At 68.8% G+C, this 17,684-nt stretch carries 10 protein-coding genes; 8 read left to right on the plus strand and 2 right to left on the minus strand.

Features of this window, described 5'->3' with window-relative positions:
- The first annotated feature begins 46 nt into the window (after positions 1-46).
- From NS334_RS13755 to NS334_RS13780, 6 genes are all read left to right on the plus strand, one after another.
- Positions 47-2,332 carry a beta-N-acetylhexosaminidase gene (locus tag NS334_RS13755; RefSeq protein ID WP_241491958.1) on the plus strand — a complete coding sequence of 762 codons (2,286 nt, stop codon included), beginning with the start codon at positions 47-49 and terminating at the stop codon, positions 2,330-2,332.
- Positions 2,332-4,917 carry a beta-mannosidase gene (locus NS334_RS13760; RefSeq protein WP_058756527.1) on the plus strand — a complete coding sequence of 862 codons (2,586 nt, stop codon included), beginning with the start codon at positions 2,332-2,334 and terminating at the stop codon, positions 4,915-4,917. The genes NS334_RS13755 and NS334_RS13760 overlap by 1 nt, the downstream gene beginning before the upstream one ends.
- On the plus strand, positions 4,914-7,436 hold the full coding sequence (locus NS334_RS13765) for a glycoside hydrolase family 3 C-terminal domain-containing protein (RefSeq protein WP_058756528.1): 2,523 nt from the start codon (positions 4,914-4,916) through the stop codon (positions 7,434-7,436). Before NS334_RS13760 ends, NS334_RS13765 begins: the two co-directional genes overlap by 4 nt.
- A gap of 145 nt (positions 7,437-7,581) precedes the next feature.
- Entirely contained in the window at positions 7,582-9,009 is a 1,428-nt protein-coding gene (locus NS334_RS13770) for a glycoside hydrolase family 125 protein (protein WP_058756529.1), read from the plus strand.
- The gene (locus NS334_RS13775) at positions 9,009-11,321 is read left to right on the plus strand and encodes a GH92 family glycosyl hydrolase (RefSeq protein WP_083500485.1); all 2,313 of its coding nucleotides are present in this window, start codon (positions 9,009-9,011) and stop codon (positions 11,319-11,321) included. The genes NS334_RS13770 and NS334_RS13775 overlap by 1 nt, the downstream gene beginning before the upstream one ends.
- A gap of 148 nt (positions 11,322-11,469) precedes the next feature.
- Positions 11,470-13,371, plus strand: coding sequence for an alpha-L-fucosidase (locus tag NS334_RS13780; protein ID WP_083500486.1), 1,902 nt, complete (start codon positions 11,470-11,472; stop codon positions 13,369-13,371).
- A 314-nt stretch (positions 13,372-13,685) separates the two neighbouring features.
- On the opposite strand, the gene NS334_RS13785 is transcribed toward NS334_RS13780, so the two are convergent.
- Together NS334_RS13785 and NS334_RS13790 are read right to left on the minus strand one after the other, a co-directional pair.
- Positions 13,686-15,530 (minus strand): methyl-accepting chemotaxis protein, encoded by a 1,845-nt coding sequence (locus NS334_RS13785; protein ID WP_241491959.1) that lies wholly within the window; start codon positions 15,528-15,530, stop codon positions 13,686-13,688.
- 87 nt (positions 15,531-15,617) lie between these two features.
- Positions 15,618-16,664: a DUF2332 domain-containing protein gene (locus tag NS334_RS13790; RefSeq protein ID WP_083500487.1), complete on the minus strand. Its 1,047-nt coding sequence runs from the start codon at positions 16,662-16,664 to the stop codon at positions 15,618-15,620.
- Positions 16,665-16,975: 311 nt separating this feature from the next.
- Between NS334_RS13790 and NS334_RS18695 the strand changes: the two genes are divergently transcribed.
- Together NS334_RS18695 and NS334_RS13800 are read left to right on the plus strand one after the other, a co-directional pair.
- Positions 16,976-17,239: an STAS domain-containing protein gene (locus tag NS334_RS18695; RefSeq protein ID WP_193753105.1), complete on the plus strand. Its 264-nt coding sequence runs from the start codon at positions 16,976-16,978 to the stop codon at positions 17,237-17,239.
- A gap of 31 nt (positions 17,240-17,270) precedes the next feature.
- The coding region (locus NS334_RS13800) for an Hpt domain-containing protein (RefSeq protein WP_193753106.1) at positions 17,271-17,684 on the plus strand (414 nt) is incomplete at its 3' end.

The following is a 17,684-nucleotide window of genomic DNA, read 5'->3' on the forward strand; positions in this document are numbered from 1 at the left end:
GACCAAGGGAGCAGCGATGCACCGCCGTCTCGCAATTGCGATCTCCATGTTATCAACGACTTGCCTCGCCGCACCGGCGTCGGCCCAGTCGCTGCTGCCGCTGCCGCAATCGATCGTGCGCGGCGCGGGAAGCGTGACGATCGCGGACGGCGCGACGGTGAGCGCGGTGCCCGATGCGGCCCGCGCGGCACAGGTCATGATCGCGCATGTCCGCACGACGCGCGGTCTGACGCTTCGTGCTAGCGCGGGCGCGGGACGCATCCGGTTCGAGCGGGATGCCACCATCACAGGTTCGGAGGCCTATCGCGTCGCGGTGACGCGCGACGGCATCCGCGTGCTGGCGAACACCACCGCCGGCTTCGTGAACGGCGCGATGACCGTCGCGCAATTGCTGAGCCCCGACGACAAGACCGGACAGCCGGTGCGCGTGCCGGTGATGACGATCGACGATGCCCCGCGCTTCGCATGGCGCGGGTTGATGATCGACCCGGCGCGGCATTTCCTGCCCATGCCCGAGTTGCGGCGGATCGTCGACCAGATGGCGGCGGTCAAGCTGAACACGCTGCACCTGCACCTGACCGACGATCAGGGCTGGCGGTTCGAGGTGAAGCGTTATCCGAAGCTGACCGAGCTCGGCGCGTGGCGGACGCCGCCGTCGATCGGCGGCCCCGCCCCGACGACGCGAGTCGGCGGCTTCTACACGCAGGACGAGTTGCGCGCGCTGGTCGCCTATGCCGGTGAGCGCGGCGTGACGATCGTGCCCGAAGTCGACCTGCCGGGTCACGCGACGGCGCTGGTGTCGGCCTATCCCGAACTCGGCATCCTGGGCGACCGACCGCCGGTCGGCAATCGCTGGGGGATCGAGCCGTATCTGTTCAATCCGGGGCCGCAGGGGATCGCCTTCGTCAAGGAGGTGCTCGACGAACTGACCGACGTGTTCCCCGGCACCTATATCCATCTGGGCGGTGACGAGGCGCTGAAGGACCAGTGGCAGCGCAGCCCGGTGGTGCAGGCGCAGATCAAGGCGCTGGGCCTGAAGGATGAGAATGCGCTGCAAAGCTGGATGATCGACCAGTTCGGCGCCTATCTCCAGAGCAAGGGTCGCCGCCTGATCGGCTGGGACGAGATCCTGGAGGGCGGGCTGCCCGCCAGCGCGTCGGTCATGTCGTGGCGCGGCGAGGCGGGCGCGGTCGCCGCCGCCAATCAGGGGCATGACGTGGTGCTGTCGCCGGGCACGCCGCTGTATCTCGACCGGGTGCAGAGCAATCTGCCGACCGAAGTGCCGGGGCAGAATGTCGTCAGCTCGCTGGCGGATGTCTATGCCTATGACCCGATGCCCGCGGGGATTCCGGCCGACCGCGCGCACCACGTGCTGGGCGCGCAGGGCAATGTCTGGAGCGAGTATCTGGTCACGCCCGCCGAGGTGCAGTTCCACATTTTCCCGCGCGCGGCGGCGATCGCGGAGATCACCTGGTCGGCGAAGGACAAGCGCGACCTGAACGGCTTCCTGCCGCGCGTGAAGCGGCAGGCGGATCGCTGGACGACAGCGGGGATGGACGTCGCCGACAGCGCGTTCGCGGTCGACTTCACCGTGCCGGGGACGCGCGGCGATGCGTTGCGCGCCAAAAAGGTTCCGCTGACGCTATCCACGCAGGCGGGCTATGGGACGATTCGCTATACGACCGACGGCAGCGCGCCGACCGCCAAGTCGCGCGCCTATGCCAAGCCGCTGTCGCTGACGCCGGGCGTGGTGGTGCGCGCCGCCGCCTTCGACACTCAAGGGCTGGCGACCGCCGCCGTGCGCGATTTCGACACGTCGCGGGGGGCGCTGCTGACGCGCGGGAACGGCGACCTGATGCCGTGCGCGGGCACGCCGTTCGGCCTGCGTGTGCCGCAGACTCCGGATGCGCCCGAGCGGGATCCGGCGTTCAACCTGAACCTGTTCAACACCTGCGCCGTCTATCCGGCCGCGCCGCTGGATATCGCGGGCAGCTATACGGTCGATGTCGTGCGGCTGGCGCGCAACTGGGCGCTCGGGCACGACCAGTCGAAGCTGCGTGAATATTATGCGGTCTCGCCGCACGGCGAGTTGCTGGTGCAGATCGGCTGCACCGCCGCGATCAACGCGCAGAAAGCGGGCGATCCCACCGCGAAGCCGGTGGCGATCGGCACCTTCCCGCTGCCGGATCCGGCCAGCGCGCCGCAACGGCTTAGCTTCACGGGCACCCTGCCGAAAATGACCGGGGATCAGGACATGTGCTTCCAATTCACCTCACCGCTCAGCGATCCCTATTACACGGTCGCGCGCGTGCAACTGGCGGAGCGGCGCTGATGCGGTGGCTGGCCGTACCGTTGCTGCTCGCCTCCACGGCGGCGGTCGCCGCGCCGAAGACGGTGACGACGCTCGACACGGACTGGCAGGTCCGGATCGACCCGAAGGATGCCGAAGCGGCCAAGGCGCATCCGCGCGCCGCCAAATGGTTTCGCGCGACGGTGCCGGGCAGCGTGCAACAGGCGCTGATCGCGACGAAACAGGTGCCCGATCCGTTCAAGGGCACCAATGAGGCTGCGATCCAATGGGCCGGACTGACGGGCTGGCAGTATCAGCGCATGCTGAGGCTGACCCCGGAGCAGATGGCGCGCGATCACCTCGACCTGGTGTTCGATGCGCTCGACACGTTCGCGACCGTTTCGGTCAACGGGCAGTCGTTGCTGAGTGCCGATAACGCGCATCGGCAATGGCGGGTGGATGCCAAGCCGTTCCTGAAGGCGGGCGACAACACGATCACCCTCACCTTCGCCTCGCCGATCAAGACGATGCAGACCAAGGTGCTGGCCGAGGCCCACCCGCTGCCGGGCGAATATGATTCTGCGTTCGGCGACGAGCCGAAGGGCAAGCAGACCTCGCCCTATATCCGCAAACCCAAATATGACTGGAGCTGGGACTGGGGCCCGCGCATCGTCAATATCGGGCCGACGCAGCCGATGCGGCTGGAGGCATGGGACGATGCGCGGCTGGCGCAGATGCGGGTCGAGCAGGTCGCGCTGAACGATGCCGAGGCGCGGCTGGACGCCAAGTTCGACGTGGTGGCGGATCGCACTGGCCCCGCGCTGGTACGCGCGACGATCACCGGGCCGGACGGCAAGGTCGTGACCACCGAACAGACGATCACGCTGGCGGCGGGCGACAATCGCGTCACCGTACCGCTGACGATCGCGCAGCCGCAACGCTGGCAGCCGGTCGGTTACGGCGCGCAGCCGCTGTACCGGGTGGCGGGCGCGCTGGTCGAGAACGGGACCGAGAGCGACCATGCCAAGCGGCGGATCGGGTTGCGCACGGTCGAGCTGATCCGTGGCGGTGGCGCCTTCGGGTTCAAGATCAACGGAACGCCGATCTTCGCCAAGGGCGCCAACCTGATCCCGTTCGACAATTTCCCGGCGCGGGTGACGCCGGAGAAGATGCGCGCGCTGCTGGCCGATGCGAAGTCGGTCAACATGAACATGATCCGCGTGTGGGGCGGCGGCTATTACCTGCCCGACGCCTTCTTCGACGCCGCCGACGAATTGGGGCTGATGATCTGGTCGGACTTCATGTTCGGCGGCGCGGTGACCCCGCCGGATGCGGCGTTCCGCGAGAATGTCCGCATCGAGGCCGAGCAGCAGGTCGCGCGCGTGTCCGGCCATCCGTCGATCGTGTTGTGGGCGGGCGGCAACGAGGTGCTGTCGGGCTGGGAGAATTGGTCGGATCGCAAGGCGTTCAAGAAGGCGGTCGGCGCGGACGAGCAGGAGCGGATCGGCGCGGGCATGGCGATCCTGTTCGACGGCGTGCTGCGGCAGGCGGTGCGCGATTTCGATCCGGCGGTGCCATATTGGCCCGGTTCACCCTCGACCGATTACGATGGCCCGGTGGATACCGATGCGGCGGGCGACCGACATTTCTGGGACGTATGGTCGGGGTCGAAGCCGGTCGCGAACTATCTGAATTCCTGCCCGCGCTTCATGTCCGAATATGGCTTTCAGGCGATGCCCGATCTGGCGACGATCAAGGATTTCGCGGGCACGCTGAACGTCGCGCCGACCGATCCGGTGATGAAGGCGCACCAGAAGTTTCTGGCGGGTGAAGGCAACGACCGGTTGCTGTTCTACATCCGCGAGCGGCTGGGCGAGCCGAAGGGGCTGGCGGATTACGTGTACCTCACGCAGGTCAATCAGGCGCAGGCGATCGAGCTGGCGGCGCTGCATCATCGCGCGTGCCGCCCGGTGACGATGGGGTCGCTCTATTGGCAGTTGAACGATACCTGGCCCGCGATTTCATGGTCGAGCATCGATTATGACGGGCGGTGGAAGCTGCTCCAATATGCCGCGCGGCGGTTCTTCGCGGATCAGGTGATCGTGACCGAGCATAAGGAGGCGGCGACGCGTGTCGCGCTGGTGTCCGATGCCACGACACCGATCGCGGCGCGCTGGCGCGTGCGCGGGTTCGCGATGGACGGGCGGGTGCTGGGCGAGCGCGGCGGCGACGTGACGCTCGCGCCGCTGGCGGCGACCGAGGTCGCGTCGGTGCCGGATGCCGCGCTGTTCGGCGCGGCGGCGGCGGCCGACAGCTATGGCGTGGCGGAATTGTATGCGGGCGACACGTTGCTGCATCGGCGCATCCTTGAGCGCGCGTTGCCGAAGGACATGCACTGGCCCGACCCCGGCCTGTCGGCGCGCTGGGACGGGCGGACGGTGACGATCACCGCCACCGCACTGGCGCGCGCGGTGATGCTCGATTTCGGTGCCGTCTCCGCACAGCCGTCCGACGACGGTTTCGACCTGCTGCCCGGTGAAAGCCGGACGATCCGCGTGGAGTCCGCTGCGACGCCCGCACAATTGACGCGCGCGCTGACCTTGCGCTCGCTGGGAGGACGCACATGATCTGGTTGTTGTTGGCGAGCGCTGCCGCCGATCCCGTCGCGGCGACGATCGCGACGATGACGATCGAGGAAAAGGCCGCGCAATTGCAGAGCACTGCGCCCGCCGATGCGAAGGCCGGGCTGCCTGCCTATGACTGGTGGAACGAGGGGCTGCACGGCCTCGCACGCAACGGCCACGCGACGGTCTTCCCGCAGGCGATCGGGATGGCGGCGACCTGGGATGCGCCGCTCGTCCACCGGATCGGCGACGTGGTCGCGACCGAGGCGCGCGCGAAGTTCAACGCGAACCCGGTGGGCGCGAACCGCCGCATCTACGAAGGGCTGACGATCTGGTCGCCCAATATCAACATCTTCCGCGATCCGCGCTGGGGGCGCGGGCAGGAAACCTATGGCGAGGATCCGTATCTGACGGGGACGCTGGGCGTCGCCTTCGTCACCGGCCTGCAGGGGCCGGACCCGCTCCACCCGAAGGTGATCGCGACGCCGAAGCATCTGGCGGTGCATAGCGGCCCGGAGGCGGGGCGCGACGGGTTCGACGTCGATCCCAGCCCGCAGGATCTGGAGGCGACGTACCTGCCCGCGTTCCGGCGCGCGGTGGTCGAGGGAAAGGCGCAGTCGTTGATGTGCGCGTATAATTCGATCCTCGGCACGCCGGCGTGCGCGTCGGGGGCGTTGCTCAACGACCGGGTGCGGCGCGACTGGGGGTTCACGGGCTTCACCGTGTCGGATTGCGACGCGGTGGCGAACATCCATCTGTTCCACCATTACCGGCTCGACGCCGCCGCCGCCGCCGCGGCCGCGATCAAGGGCGGCAACGACCTGAATTGCGGCAATACCTATTCCGCGCTGCCGGAGGCGGTGAAGCGCGGGTTGGTGAGCGAGGCGGAGGTCGATACCGCGCTGCATCGCTCGCTGGAGGCGCGCCGCAGGCTGGGGATCGCGTTCGGGGCGACGAGCCAGTGGGCGTCGATCAAGGCGGATGCGGTGAACACGCCCGCCAACCGCGCGCTGGCGCTGGAGGCGGCGCGCAAGGCGATCGTGCTGTTGCAGAATGACGGGCAGCGGTTGCCGCTGGCGGCGGGGACGAAGCTGGCGGTGATCGGCGCGAATGCCGACGATCTGGGGGTGTTGCAGGGGAATTATCACGGCACGGCGGTCGCGCCCGTCACCCCGCTGGAGGGGCTGCGGCAGCGGTTCGCGAATGTCACCTATGCGCAGGGGTCGGTGCTGGCCGACGGTGCGCCGGTCGTGCTGCCGGAGACGGCGCTCAAGGGGCTGACCGCGACTTACAGCGTCGACGGGCGCGAGGTGTTGAAGCGCGCGGAGCGGCGGATCGATCTCGACCTGACGCGCGTGGCCGCGGCGCCGGGGTTGCCGGTGGAGGGCTATGTCGCGCGCTGGACGGGCACGCTAACCCCGCCGGGGCCGGGGGCGTACCGGCTGGTGCTGGACCAGGCGCAATGCTGGAAGGATTGCTCGACGCACGACACCGCGACGTTGTCGATCGGCGGGCGGGTGCTGCACGACGGCGCGCTGCCGAGGGGGAACGTCGAGATCGCGTGGGACAGCGACGGGCAGCCGCAGCCGTTCGACCTGACGCTGAACCACGGCAGCCAGGACCAGTCCTTCCGCCTCCTCTGGCTGCCGCCGGAGGAACCGCTGGTGGCGGAGGCGGTGAAGGCGGCGCAGGCGTCGGACGTGGTGGTGATGGTCGGTGGCCTCTCCCCCGATCTGGAGGGCGAGGCATTGCAGGTGCAGGTGCCCGGCTTCATCGGCGGCGACCGCAGCGACATTGCGCTGCCCTTCGCGCAGCAACGGTTGCTGACCGCGCTGAAGGCGACGGGCAAGCCGATCGTGCTGGTGCTGGCGAGCGGCAGCGCGGTGGCGGTCGATCCCAAGGCCGCCGATGCGGTGGTCGAACTCTGGTATCCCGGCGAAGCGGGCGGCACCGCGCTGGCCGACGTGCTGTCGGGTGCGACCAATCCGTCGGGGCGCTTGCCCGTGACCTTCTACAAGGCGACGACCGACCTGCCCGCCTTCGTCGATTACGGGATGAAGGAGCGGACCTATCGCTACTTCACCGGCACGCCGCTCTGGGGGTTCGGGCACGGCCTGTCGTACACGACGTTCGGCTATGACCGGGTGACGGCGGCGGCGAGCGTCGCGAGCGGGCAGCCGCTGACGGTGACGGCGCGGGTGACCAACAGCGGCAAGCGCGATGGCGAGGAAGTGGTGCAGGCGTATCTGGTGCCGCCCAAGGTCGCAGGAAGCGGGATGACGGCGCCGGTGCTGCAACGGCAATTGGTGGGGTTCCAGCGATTGCCGCTGCGCGCCGGCAAGAACGGGACGGCGCGGTTCACGATCGACCCGCGGATGATGAGCGTCGTCGAGCGTGACGGGCGGCGGCACATCGTGCCGGGGGCTTACCGGCTGTGGATCGGCGGCGGGCAGCCGGGGGCTGCGCCCGGCGCGTGGACCGAGTTCGCGGTCACGGGCGCGGATGCGGATTTGCCGAAGTGATGGGGGTGCTGTCCTGCTACCGCCCCGGCGGACGCCGGGGCCCAGGTGGGAAAGCCTTTGTCATGGAGCGCCGCGCGTCGTCACCGGCGTCTCCCAACTGGGCCCCGGCGTCCGCCGGGGCGGTATGGGCAGGGAGGACCCCCGCATGACCATCGATCGCCGCGCGTTCCTCGCCGGCAGCGCCGCGCTGGCGGCGGCGCCTGCCATCGCCGCGCCTGCCGCCGGCTATGCCAGCAAGCGCCCTGCCCCCGCCGATCGGCGCTTCACCTCCCCTGCTGTCGAGCGCGAACTCGCGCGGGTGTCGAAGCAGATCGCCGATCCCAAGCTGCGCTGGATGTTCGGCAATTGCTATCCGAACACGCTCGACACGACCGTCAAGATGGGGACCGTCGACGGCCAGCCCGACGCGTTCGTCATCACCGGCGACATCAATGCGCTGTGGCTGCGCGACAGCTCGGCACAGGTCACGCCGTACCTGCATCTGGTCAGGCAAGACCCGAAGCTGGGCGAGTTGTTCCGCGGGCTGATCGCGCGGCAGGCGCGGTCGATCCTGATCGATCCGTACGCCAACGCCTTCATGCACGATCCGACCGCCAAGACTGACCTGTCCTGGTCGTTGCAGGACCAGACCGTCATGAAACCCGGCGTCGCGGAGCGGAAGTGGGAGATCGACTCGCTCTGCTACCCGATGCGGCTGGCGCATGGTTACTGGCGGGCGACGGGCGATGCGCGGCCGTTCGACCGGACATGGGCGGAGGCGGCGCGCGCCAGTGTCGGCACGTTCCGCGAGCAGCAGCGCAAGGAGGGGCGCGGGCCGTACAGCTTCCTGCGCTCGTCCAACCGCAACACCGAGACGATGCCGCTGGACGGCTGGGGCAATCCGATGCGGCCCGTCGGGCTGATCGTCTCCGGCTTCCGCCCGTCGGACGATGCGTGTCAATATCCGTTCCTGATCCCGTCGAACCTGTTCGCGGTCACCGCGTTGCGCGAAATGGCGGTCGTCGCCAGCGAGGCGGCGCACGACACCGCGCTCGCGCAGGACGCGACCGCGCTCGCCGCCGAGGTCGAGGCGGCGCTGAAGCAATATGGCACCATGCGGCTGCGCGACGGGCGCGAGGTGTGGGCGTTCGAGGTCGACGGCTTCGGCAACGCGATGTTCATGGACGACGCCAATGTGCCGTCGCTGTCGGGGCTGGCCTATCTCGGCTGCGTCGCACCTGATGACGCCTTGTGGCGACGCACCGAGGCGGCGGCGTGGAGCGATGCCAATCCGTATTTCTTCCGTGGCAGCGCGGGCGAAGGGATCGGCGGGCCGCACGTTGGCCTCGGGCAGATCTGGCCGATGTCGCTGATCGTCCGCGCGCTCTCCACGACCGATGCCGCGACGATCCGTGCCTGCCTGAAGACCCTGCGCGATACCGATGCCGGGACGGGCTTCATGCACGAGACGTTCGACATGAACGATCCCGCGAAATGGACCCGCCACTGGTTCGCCTGGACCAATGGCCTGTTCGGCGAACTGATCGTCCGCGTGGCGCGCACGCACCCCGCGATCCTGAAGGAAGGTTTTTGATGTTCACCCGCCGCACGCTGCTCGCGACCACGGCGACCGTCGCGGTCGCCCCCCTCCCCGCCTTTGCCGCGCGCGGCCCCCGCGCCGCCCCGAACCTGTTCGTCGGGACCGGCGGCGACGGGCATACCTATCCGGGCGCGACGCTGCCGTTCGGGATGGTGCAGCTGTCACCCGATACCGATGTGGCGCGCTGGGCGACCTGTTCGGGCTATCACCATGGCGACAGCTCGATCATGGGGTTCAGCCACACGCATCTGTCGGGGACCGGGATCGGCGACATGCTCGACGTGCTGGTGGTGCCGACGCGGGGATCGGTGCAGTTGCAGCCGGGGCCGCTCGACAACCCGGATGCGGGCTATCGCCAGCGGTATTCGGACGAACAGGCCGAGCCCGGCTATTACCGTGTCGCGCTGGAAAGCGGGGTGCGTGCCGAACTGACCGTGACCGAGCGGACCGGCTGGCACCGCTATACCTTCCCGAAGGGCGCAGGGCACATCCTGATCGACCTCGCGCATATGGTCATGGACAAATGGGACAGTCCGCCGCTGATCGACGACAGCAGCCTGCGCGTCGATCGTGACGGCGTGCTGACCGGCAGCCGCCGCGTCCACCGCTGGGCCAAGGGCCGCCGCATCCATTTCGCGATGCAGCTGTCGCGCCGGCCCGACCGGATCGCCTTTTATGGCGACGACGATGCCGAGCAGCCGAAGGGCGCGACGCAGGTCGCGGGCAAGCGCGTGAAGGCGGTGCTGTTCTACGACGATGCCGGGGCCGCGCCGATCGTGGTCCGCTGCGGCATATCGGCGGTGGATGTGGCGGGGGCGCGCGCGAACCTGAACGCCGAGGCGGGACGCGGCGATTTCGACGGTGTTCGCCGCGCCGCCGCGCGCCGCTGGGCCGAGACGCTGGGCGCGGTCGCGGTCGAGGGCGGCACGCCCGACCAGCGCACGATCATGGCGAGCGCGCTGTATCATACGATGCTGGCGCCGACGCTCTTCTCCGACGTCGACGGGCGCTACATCGGGCTGGACCGCCAGGTCCACACCGTTCCGGCCGGGCAGCGCGCCTATTCCACCTATTCGCTCTGGGACACGTATCGCGCGCTCCACCCGTTGCTGACGATCGTCGCGCCGGATCGCGTCAAGTCGTTGGTCGACGACCTGATCCGCCAGACGCAGCAGAGCGCCTATGGCCCGCCGGTCTGGCCCTTGGAGGGCGTGGAGACGGGGACGATGATGGGATGGCACGCCGTCCCGGTGCTGGCGGAGGCGCATGCCAAGGGCATACCCGCCGATTATGCCGCGGCGTGGCCGGGCATCCGGAAGCGCTCGTTCGACTTCAGCGCCCCCGACCTCGACAACAGCAAGGGCCGCGACCTGTACGACGCCAAGGGTTATGTCCCCGCCGACAAATGGTTCGAGAGCGTCAGCCGGACGCAGGAATATGCCTATGACGACTGGGCGTCGTCGAAGATCGCGGGCGTCGCGGGCGCGGAGGCGGATGCCGCGCGGCTGCTCAAGCGCTCCGGCAACTGGCGCAACGTCATCGACCCCTCGATCGGCTTCGCGCGGCCGCGCTTCGACGACGGCAGCTGGTGGACGCCCTACGATCCGGTGCAACTGGGGCATATGCCCAAGCCGTGGTGGCGCGATTATACCGAGGCGAACGGCTGGCAGGCGACGTTCCTGAACCAGCACGACGTCTATGGCCTGATCGCGCACATGGGCGGCGACGCCAGGTTCGAGGCGAAGCTGGATGCATTGTTCACCGCACCCTCGACGCTGCCCAAGAATGCGCCGCCGGATATCAGTGGCTTGGTCGGCCAGTACGCGCACGGCAACGAGCCGGACCAGCATGTCGCGTACCTCTATGCCTATGTCGGCGCACCGTGGAAGACGCAGAAGATGGTGCGGCGGCTGTGCACCGAGATGTACAAGAACGATCCTGATGGCGTGATCGGCAACGACGATTGCGGGCAGATGAGCGCATGGTTCGTCATGTCGGCGCTCGGCTTTTACCCGGTCGATCCGGTCGAGGCGGTGTACGTCTTCGGCTCGCCGCTGTTCGAGCGCGCGACCGTCGCGCTGCCGGGCGGCAAACGGCTGGTGATCGAGGCGCCGGGGAATGGGGATGCCACACCCTATGTGACGGCGGTGACGTGGAACGGGCGACCGTGGACCAAGAGCTGGATCGCGCATGCCGATCTGGTGAAGGGCGGGACGCTGCGCTTCACGATGAGCGCGACGCCGAACCCAGCATTCGGGCGCGCCATGGCGGATCGGCCGCCGTCGTTTGGGCGCGTGCCGGCGTGATCTCTTCCAACTCCCGTCACCCCCACCTTTACCGTTACCCCGGCGGAGGCCGGGGTCCAGTGGCGGGCGGCGCGCGCAATGCGGCGACGTCCTCCAACTGGGCCCCGGCCTCCGCCGGGGCGATACGCGATTGTTTCAGGAGCCACCGATGACCGACCTCACCCGCCGCGCGCTGCTGGCCGCCGGTGCCGCCACCACCGCGCTTCCCGCGCTCGCACAGGGCAATGCCGCGCCTCGCCCATGGGGCGCGACGCCGTCGAAGCGTCAGCTGGCGTGGCACATGCGCGAGCAATATGCCTTCATCCACTTCTCGATCAACACCTTCACCGATCGCGAATGGGGCTATGGCGACGAAAGCCCCAAGCTGTTCAACCCGACCGCTTTCGATGCCGACCAGATCGTCGGCGCGGCGAAGGCGGGCGGCATGCGCGGGATCATCCTGACCGCCAAGCATCATGACGGCTTCTGCCTGTGGCCGACGATGCTGACCGAACATTGCATCCGCAACAGCCCGTACAAGAACGGCAAGGGCGATATCGTCGGCGAGATGGAGAAGGCCACGCGGCGCGCGGGCCTCGCGTTCGGCCTGTACCTGTCGCCCTGGGATCGCAATCACGCCGAATATGGTCGCCCGGCCTATATCGATTATTATCGCAAGCAGGTGGTCGAACTCTGCACGCGCTATGGCGAGCTGTTCGAATTCTGGTTCGACGGTGCGAACGGCGGCGATGGCTATTACGGCGGCGCGCGCGAGACGCGAAAGATCGATGCGCCCAAATATTACAACTGGCCGTCGATCGTCGCGCTGGTGCATCAGCATCAGCCGATGGCCTGCACCTTCGACCCGCTGGGCAGCGATATCCGCTGGGTCGGCAACGAGGACGGCATCGCGGGCGATCCGTGCTGGCCGACGATGCCCAACCATCCGTATGTCCAGTCGGAGGGCAATTCGGGCGTGCGCGGTGCGCCGCTCTGGTGGCCCGCCGAGACCAATACCTCGATCCGCCCCGGCTGGTTCTATCACGCCGACGAGGATGCGAAGGTGAAGAGCCCCGAGCGGCTCGTGCGCTATTTCGACGAATCCGTCGCGCGCGGGACCAACATGCACCTCAACATCCCGCCCGACCGGCGCGGGCGCGTGGCGGACCATGATGTCGCGGTGCTGAAAAGCTTCGGCGATGCGCAGGCGGCGACCTTCGCGCGCGATCTGGCGCAGGGCGCGGTGGCGCGTGCGAGTGCGGAACGGGGCAAGGCGTTCGCGGCGTCGCGCGTGCTGGACGGGAACCGCGACACCTATTGGTCGACCCCGGACCGCGACACGACACCGTCGCTGACGCTCGACCTGCCGCCGGGGCGGGCGTTCGACCTGATCCGCATCCGCGAGTTCCTGCCGCTGGGCGTGCGCGTCACGCGCTTCGCGCTCGACCTGGAGGAAGGCGGCCAGTGGAAGACGGTCGCCGAGCATGAATGTATCGGTGCGCAGCGGATCGTGCGCCTGCCGCGCGTGTCGTCGGCGCGGCGGCTGCGGCTGCGCATCCTCGACGCGCCCGCCTGCCCGGCGATCAGCGAGATTGCGCTGTTCCGGCAGGTGCAGCCGGTCGCGGTCGCCGCGCCCAAGGTGTCGGACCCGACGATCATCCCGCGTCAGGGCTGGTCGATCGTGACCGCGAGCGGGCCGGGTGCCGAGGCGCTGATCGACGGCGACGCGCAGACGCGCTGGACGGTGCCGTCGCCGACGTCCGCGAGACCCGCCAGCGTCACGATCGATCTGGGCCGCGAGGTGTCGCTGGCCGGGTTCAGCCTGACGCCGTCGCGCACGATCGCCAAGGATACCGCGCCGCCGCGCGGCTATGTCGCGGAAACGAGTGCCGACGGAAAGGCATGGACCCCCGCCGCAACCGGCGAGTTCGGGAATATCGCCTATGCGCTGGCGACGCAGCGCGTGCCGTTCACGGCGCGCCGGGCGCGCTTCCTGCGCGTGCGCTTCGATGCCCCCGCGATCCCGGCGGGGCAGATGACGGTCGCCGACATCGGGGCATTCACGGGGTAAGTCGCTACCCCGACGAAAGCGTGGATGTCATAAGCGCCGAACCCCGCTCCGCTAGCGCGCTCGACACGTCACCCCGGACGTGTTCCGGGGTCCATTTCTGCACATGAGCGGGGGCAGGCTGGATGCCGGACCACGTCCGGCACCACGAACGGGCCGGAAGCCGCGAACCTTCCCGTTGCCCGAGCGAAGCGTCCGATCCCGCCGAGCCGCCCCACGTTCGCGACGGTGTCGGAATGTCGACCGCGAACGCTTCGGCAAGCGACGCCATCAAGAGCCGGACCTGAACGCCCGGGATCGCTTCGCCATGCCGGCCGTCAGAACGAGGACCAGTCGTCCTCGACCGTCGCGAGCGCGGTGTTGCCGACGACGCGGGGCGCAGGCCGGCTCTGGCGGGTCGGCGCGGTGATCTGGCGCGGGCGGCTCGGCGAGCGGCTCGGTGCCGCGACCTGGCGCCCTGCCGGTTCGTCGACCGCGAAGATCGCGACAGCGCCGGCCAGTTGCTCGGATTCGCGCGCCAGCAGATTGGCCGCGGCGGTCGATTCCTCGACCATCGCGGCATTATGCTGCGTGACGCCGTCCATTTCGTTGATCGCGATGTTGACCTGCCCCAGGCTCTGCGCCTGGTGATCGGAGGCGCGCGCGATCGTCTCCATGATGACGCTGACGCTCGCCACCCGCTCGATGATCCGGTGCAGCGACTCGCCGGTCTCGCCGACCAGTTCGACGCCCGACTGGACATGGTGGATCGCCGACAGGATACGCGTCTTCACGTCGGCCGCCGCATCGGCGGAACGCTGCGCCAGCGACCGCACTTCGCTGGCGACGACCGCGAAGCCCTTGCCCGCCTCGCCCGCCCGCGCCGCCTCGACACCGGCGTTCAGCGCCAGCAGGTTGGTCTGGAACGCGATGCCGTCGATCACGCTGATGATGTCGGCGATCTCGCGGCTGGCCTGTTCGATGCCGTTCATCGCGATCACCGACTTGCGGACGACCTCGCCGCCCTGTTCCGCCGCATTGCGCGCCTCCGCCATCGCCTTGTTCGCATCGGCGGCGTTGGTGGCGCCCTCACGCACCGTGCCGGTGATCTCGTCCATCGCGGCGGCGGTCTCGCGCAGCGACGAGGCCTGCTGCTCGCTGCGCGCCGACAGGTCGCGCGCCGACTGGCTGATCTCGTCGGCGTTCTGCTTGATCGCCTCGACGCTGCGCCGCACGTTGGTGGTCAGATCGGCCAGCTTGCCGACCGCTCCGTTGAAGTCGTGTGCCAGCGTCCCGAAGCTGCCCGGCAGCGCACCCAGCCGCACCGTCAGGTCGGCCTCCGACAGGCGATGCAGCCCGTCGCCGATCGCGCGCATCGCTTCCTCGCGTTCCTTGTCGGCGGTCAGCTTCGCCTGCGCGGCATCGCGGAACACCAGCACCGCCCGCGCCATATCGCCCAGTTCGTCGGAGCGTTCCACGTTGGGAACGTCGATCTCGTTCTTGCCCGCCGCCAGATCCGCCATCCGTCGCGTCAGCGCGCCGATCGGGCGCACGATGCTGCGGCTCAGGGCCATCTGCAGCAGCACGGCGACACCGATCAGCGCCAGCCCGCCCAGCACCAGCGCGATCGTCGCGATGGTCAACGCCCGCTCCTGGCGCGCGGCATTGTCGGCGATGGCGGCGGTTTCCTGATCGCGCAGTTCGCGCAGCGGCAGGACGATGGCGCTGGTCAGTACCTTCTTGCCGGCGTCGCGCACCGCCTGTTCGGCCATATCGCGCCGGCCGTCGCGCACCATCGCCACCAGCGGGTTGCTCCACGCGCGTCGCCATTTGGCGGCTTCCGCGCGGGAGGTCAGCACCAGCGCCCGCTTCTCCGCGGTCGGAAGCAGCGCCTCCAGCGTCCGCGTCGTCGCGTCATGTTCCGCGCGCGCTTCGTTATAGGACTTCAGATAGGAGGCGTCGCCGGTCACCAGAAAACCGCGCAACTGGCTGTTCTCGCGCAGGATCGACGTTTCCAGCGTCAGCGCCTTGGCATAGACGTCCTGCGCATGGTTGCTGCCGGCGGTGGCCGAACGGATCATCCAGATATTGGCGAAGAACACCAGCATCATCACCGCGGCGGACGCGTTGATGACCAGGAACGACAGTCCCAGCTTCCTCGGTATGCTCAGCGTCTTGAACATCGATCCTCGCAATGGTGTGAACCGCGACGTGCCGCCGGGCATGATGGGGGCTTAGTTTGCAATCCTTAACGGCACATAAAGGCCGTCTTACCGGGCGCGCTCGCCCTTCCATTCGATCCAGGCGCCGTAGGGATGGCAGGTGGCCAGCACGTGGGTGTCCCCGCCCGGCCAGCAGGTCAGCCGAAGCTCCACCGCCGTCCGCGCCGCCGTCCATTCGAAGCTGATCCACGACAGCGGCCGGGTCGCATCGGCGCGCGCGCCGGCCGCACGGATCGCGCCGACGATCCGCTCGCGCTCGTCGGGCGCCACATATTGCAGCATCATCGAATGGAACACGATTCGCCCGCGCGCCGCCGGCTGCGCCTCGGCCAGTCGCGTCTCCAGCCAGTTTGCGGCATCGGCGCGCGTCACCTGCGGCGGATGGCGGCGCGCGAGCGCCAGCGCATGCGCCAGTCGCGCGGAACGCAACGGCTGGTCGGCGAAGACATAGGCCATCAACCGCTCGCACGTCGCCGGATCGTCGGGGGCGAGCGGATGCAGATCGACGCCCTGCGCGGCGACCACGGCAACCTGCCGGTCCGGGGGCGGGGCGCCCCGCCATTCGGGAACGATGCGCACCGCCGACCGGGCGTCACCCACGCACAGCCCGCCCAGATCATAGTCATAATGCGCCAGATTGAGGTTCAGCCCGGCACTCGATCCCAGTTCCAACAGCTCGACCGGCAACCCGTCGCGCGCGCGCACGACCATCAACGCGGCCAGGATCGCGGCGGCGCGGCCGACCTCGTTGGTCTGCGGCGGATCGCGCATCCACGCGGCGATGAACGAATCGTGTTTGGTCAGCGCGCCGCGCACCGCCGCGTCCACGTCGTGATGCTCGCCGCGATAGAGCGCGCCCAATGTCGCGGGCGTATCGCGGCGGGCGAGCGCGTGCAGCGCGGCATTGAAGCGCATCGCCACCGCCGCGGCGGCCGGATCGCCCGGCCATTCCGCCAGCATCGCGGCGGTGCGCGGCGCCTGCGCCAGATGCCGCTCCCCGGCCGCCAGCACCTCGGCGACGAAGGGCGAACCGATCGCCCGCATCACCTCCGCCTGCCGCGCCAGTTCGCCGATCGCACCCGCCGGCAGAATCATGTCGCATGTTGTCGCCAAGTCGACCCGCCCCTTGGGCATCATCGCCCTTTGTCCGTCGTCAATGCGGGGGATTGGTTGTCATCCGATTAACCTCCCGCGCGCAAGACCTTCGGGACATCACCCAAGATATCGATCCGTCCGCGCTCCCTTCCGTGATTAACGTCATTTTAGGAGAGATCGGGCACATCGCTGCATCACCCGGCATCGCCTTCGTGACGACCTGCCGGACCGGACGAACAGGGGGGCCACCGAATGACCGCGCATCCACGCCACATCTTCCGCTCCTCCGGCTTCTGACAGGAACGTCTGCGATGTCGATCGTGCTCTCTTCCCGAATGGATACCGCCGCCGCCGGGCCGCTGCGTCAGTCGCTGATGCAATGCGTTGAGGCGGGGCAGCCGCTGACGATCGAGGCCAGCGGCGTCGACCAGATCGGCCAGGCATGCCTTCAGGTACTGGCCGCCGGGCGCGCCGCAGCGGTCGCGCGCGGCCTGTCGTGGCATGTCGTCTTTCCCAGCATCGCGATGGTCGAGGCGGGCGATCTCGCCGCGCTCGACGTCCTCACCGCCGCCTGATCCCACCGAATAGAGCTGCAGGAGCCACACCTTGGATCTCGACGCAATCCAGCAGATCTTCTTCCAGGAATGCGAGGAAGGCCTGGCGGGCATGGAAGGTGCCTTCGCCGCCATTCGCGCCGATCAATATGACGGCGAGACGATCAACGGCATCTTTCGCGCGGTCCACTCGATCAAGGGCGGCGCGGGCGCGTTCGGGCACGAACGCCTGCAAGCCTATACGCATCAGTATGAGACGCTGCTCGACCTGTTGCGCAGCGAGACGCTGGCGCTGACCCCGCCGCTCGTCGACCTGATCGTCGCCGCGTTCGACATGCTGTCCGACCATGTGGCGGCGGCGCGCGACGCGGGCGACGCTCCCGACGATTCGGCGATGCTGGCGCGGCTGATCGCGGCGTCCAGCGGCGAGGCCCCCGCCCCCGCCGCGCCGGAGCCGGTCGCCGCC

The sequence above is a fragment of the Sphingomonas endophytica genome (assembly GCF_001476895.1).
GTDB classification, from domain to species: Bacteria; Pseudomonadota; Alphaproteobacteria; order Sphingomonadales; family Sphingomonadaceae; genus Sphingomonas; species Sphingomonas endophytica_A.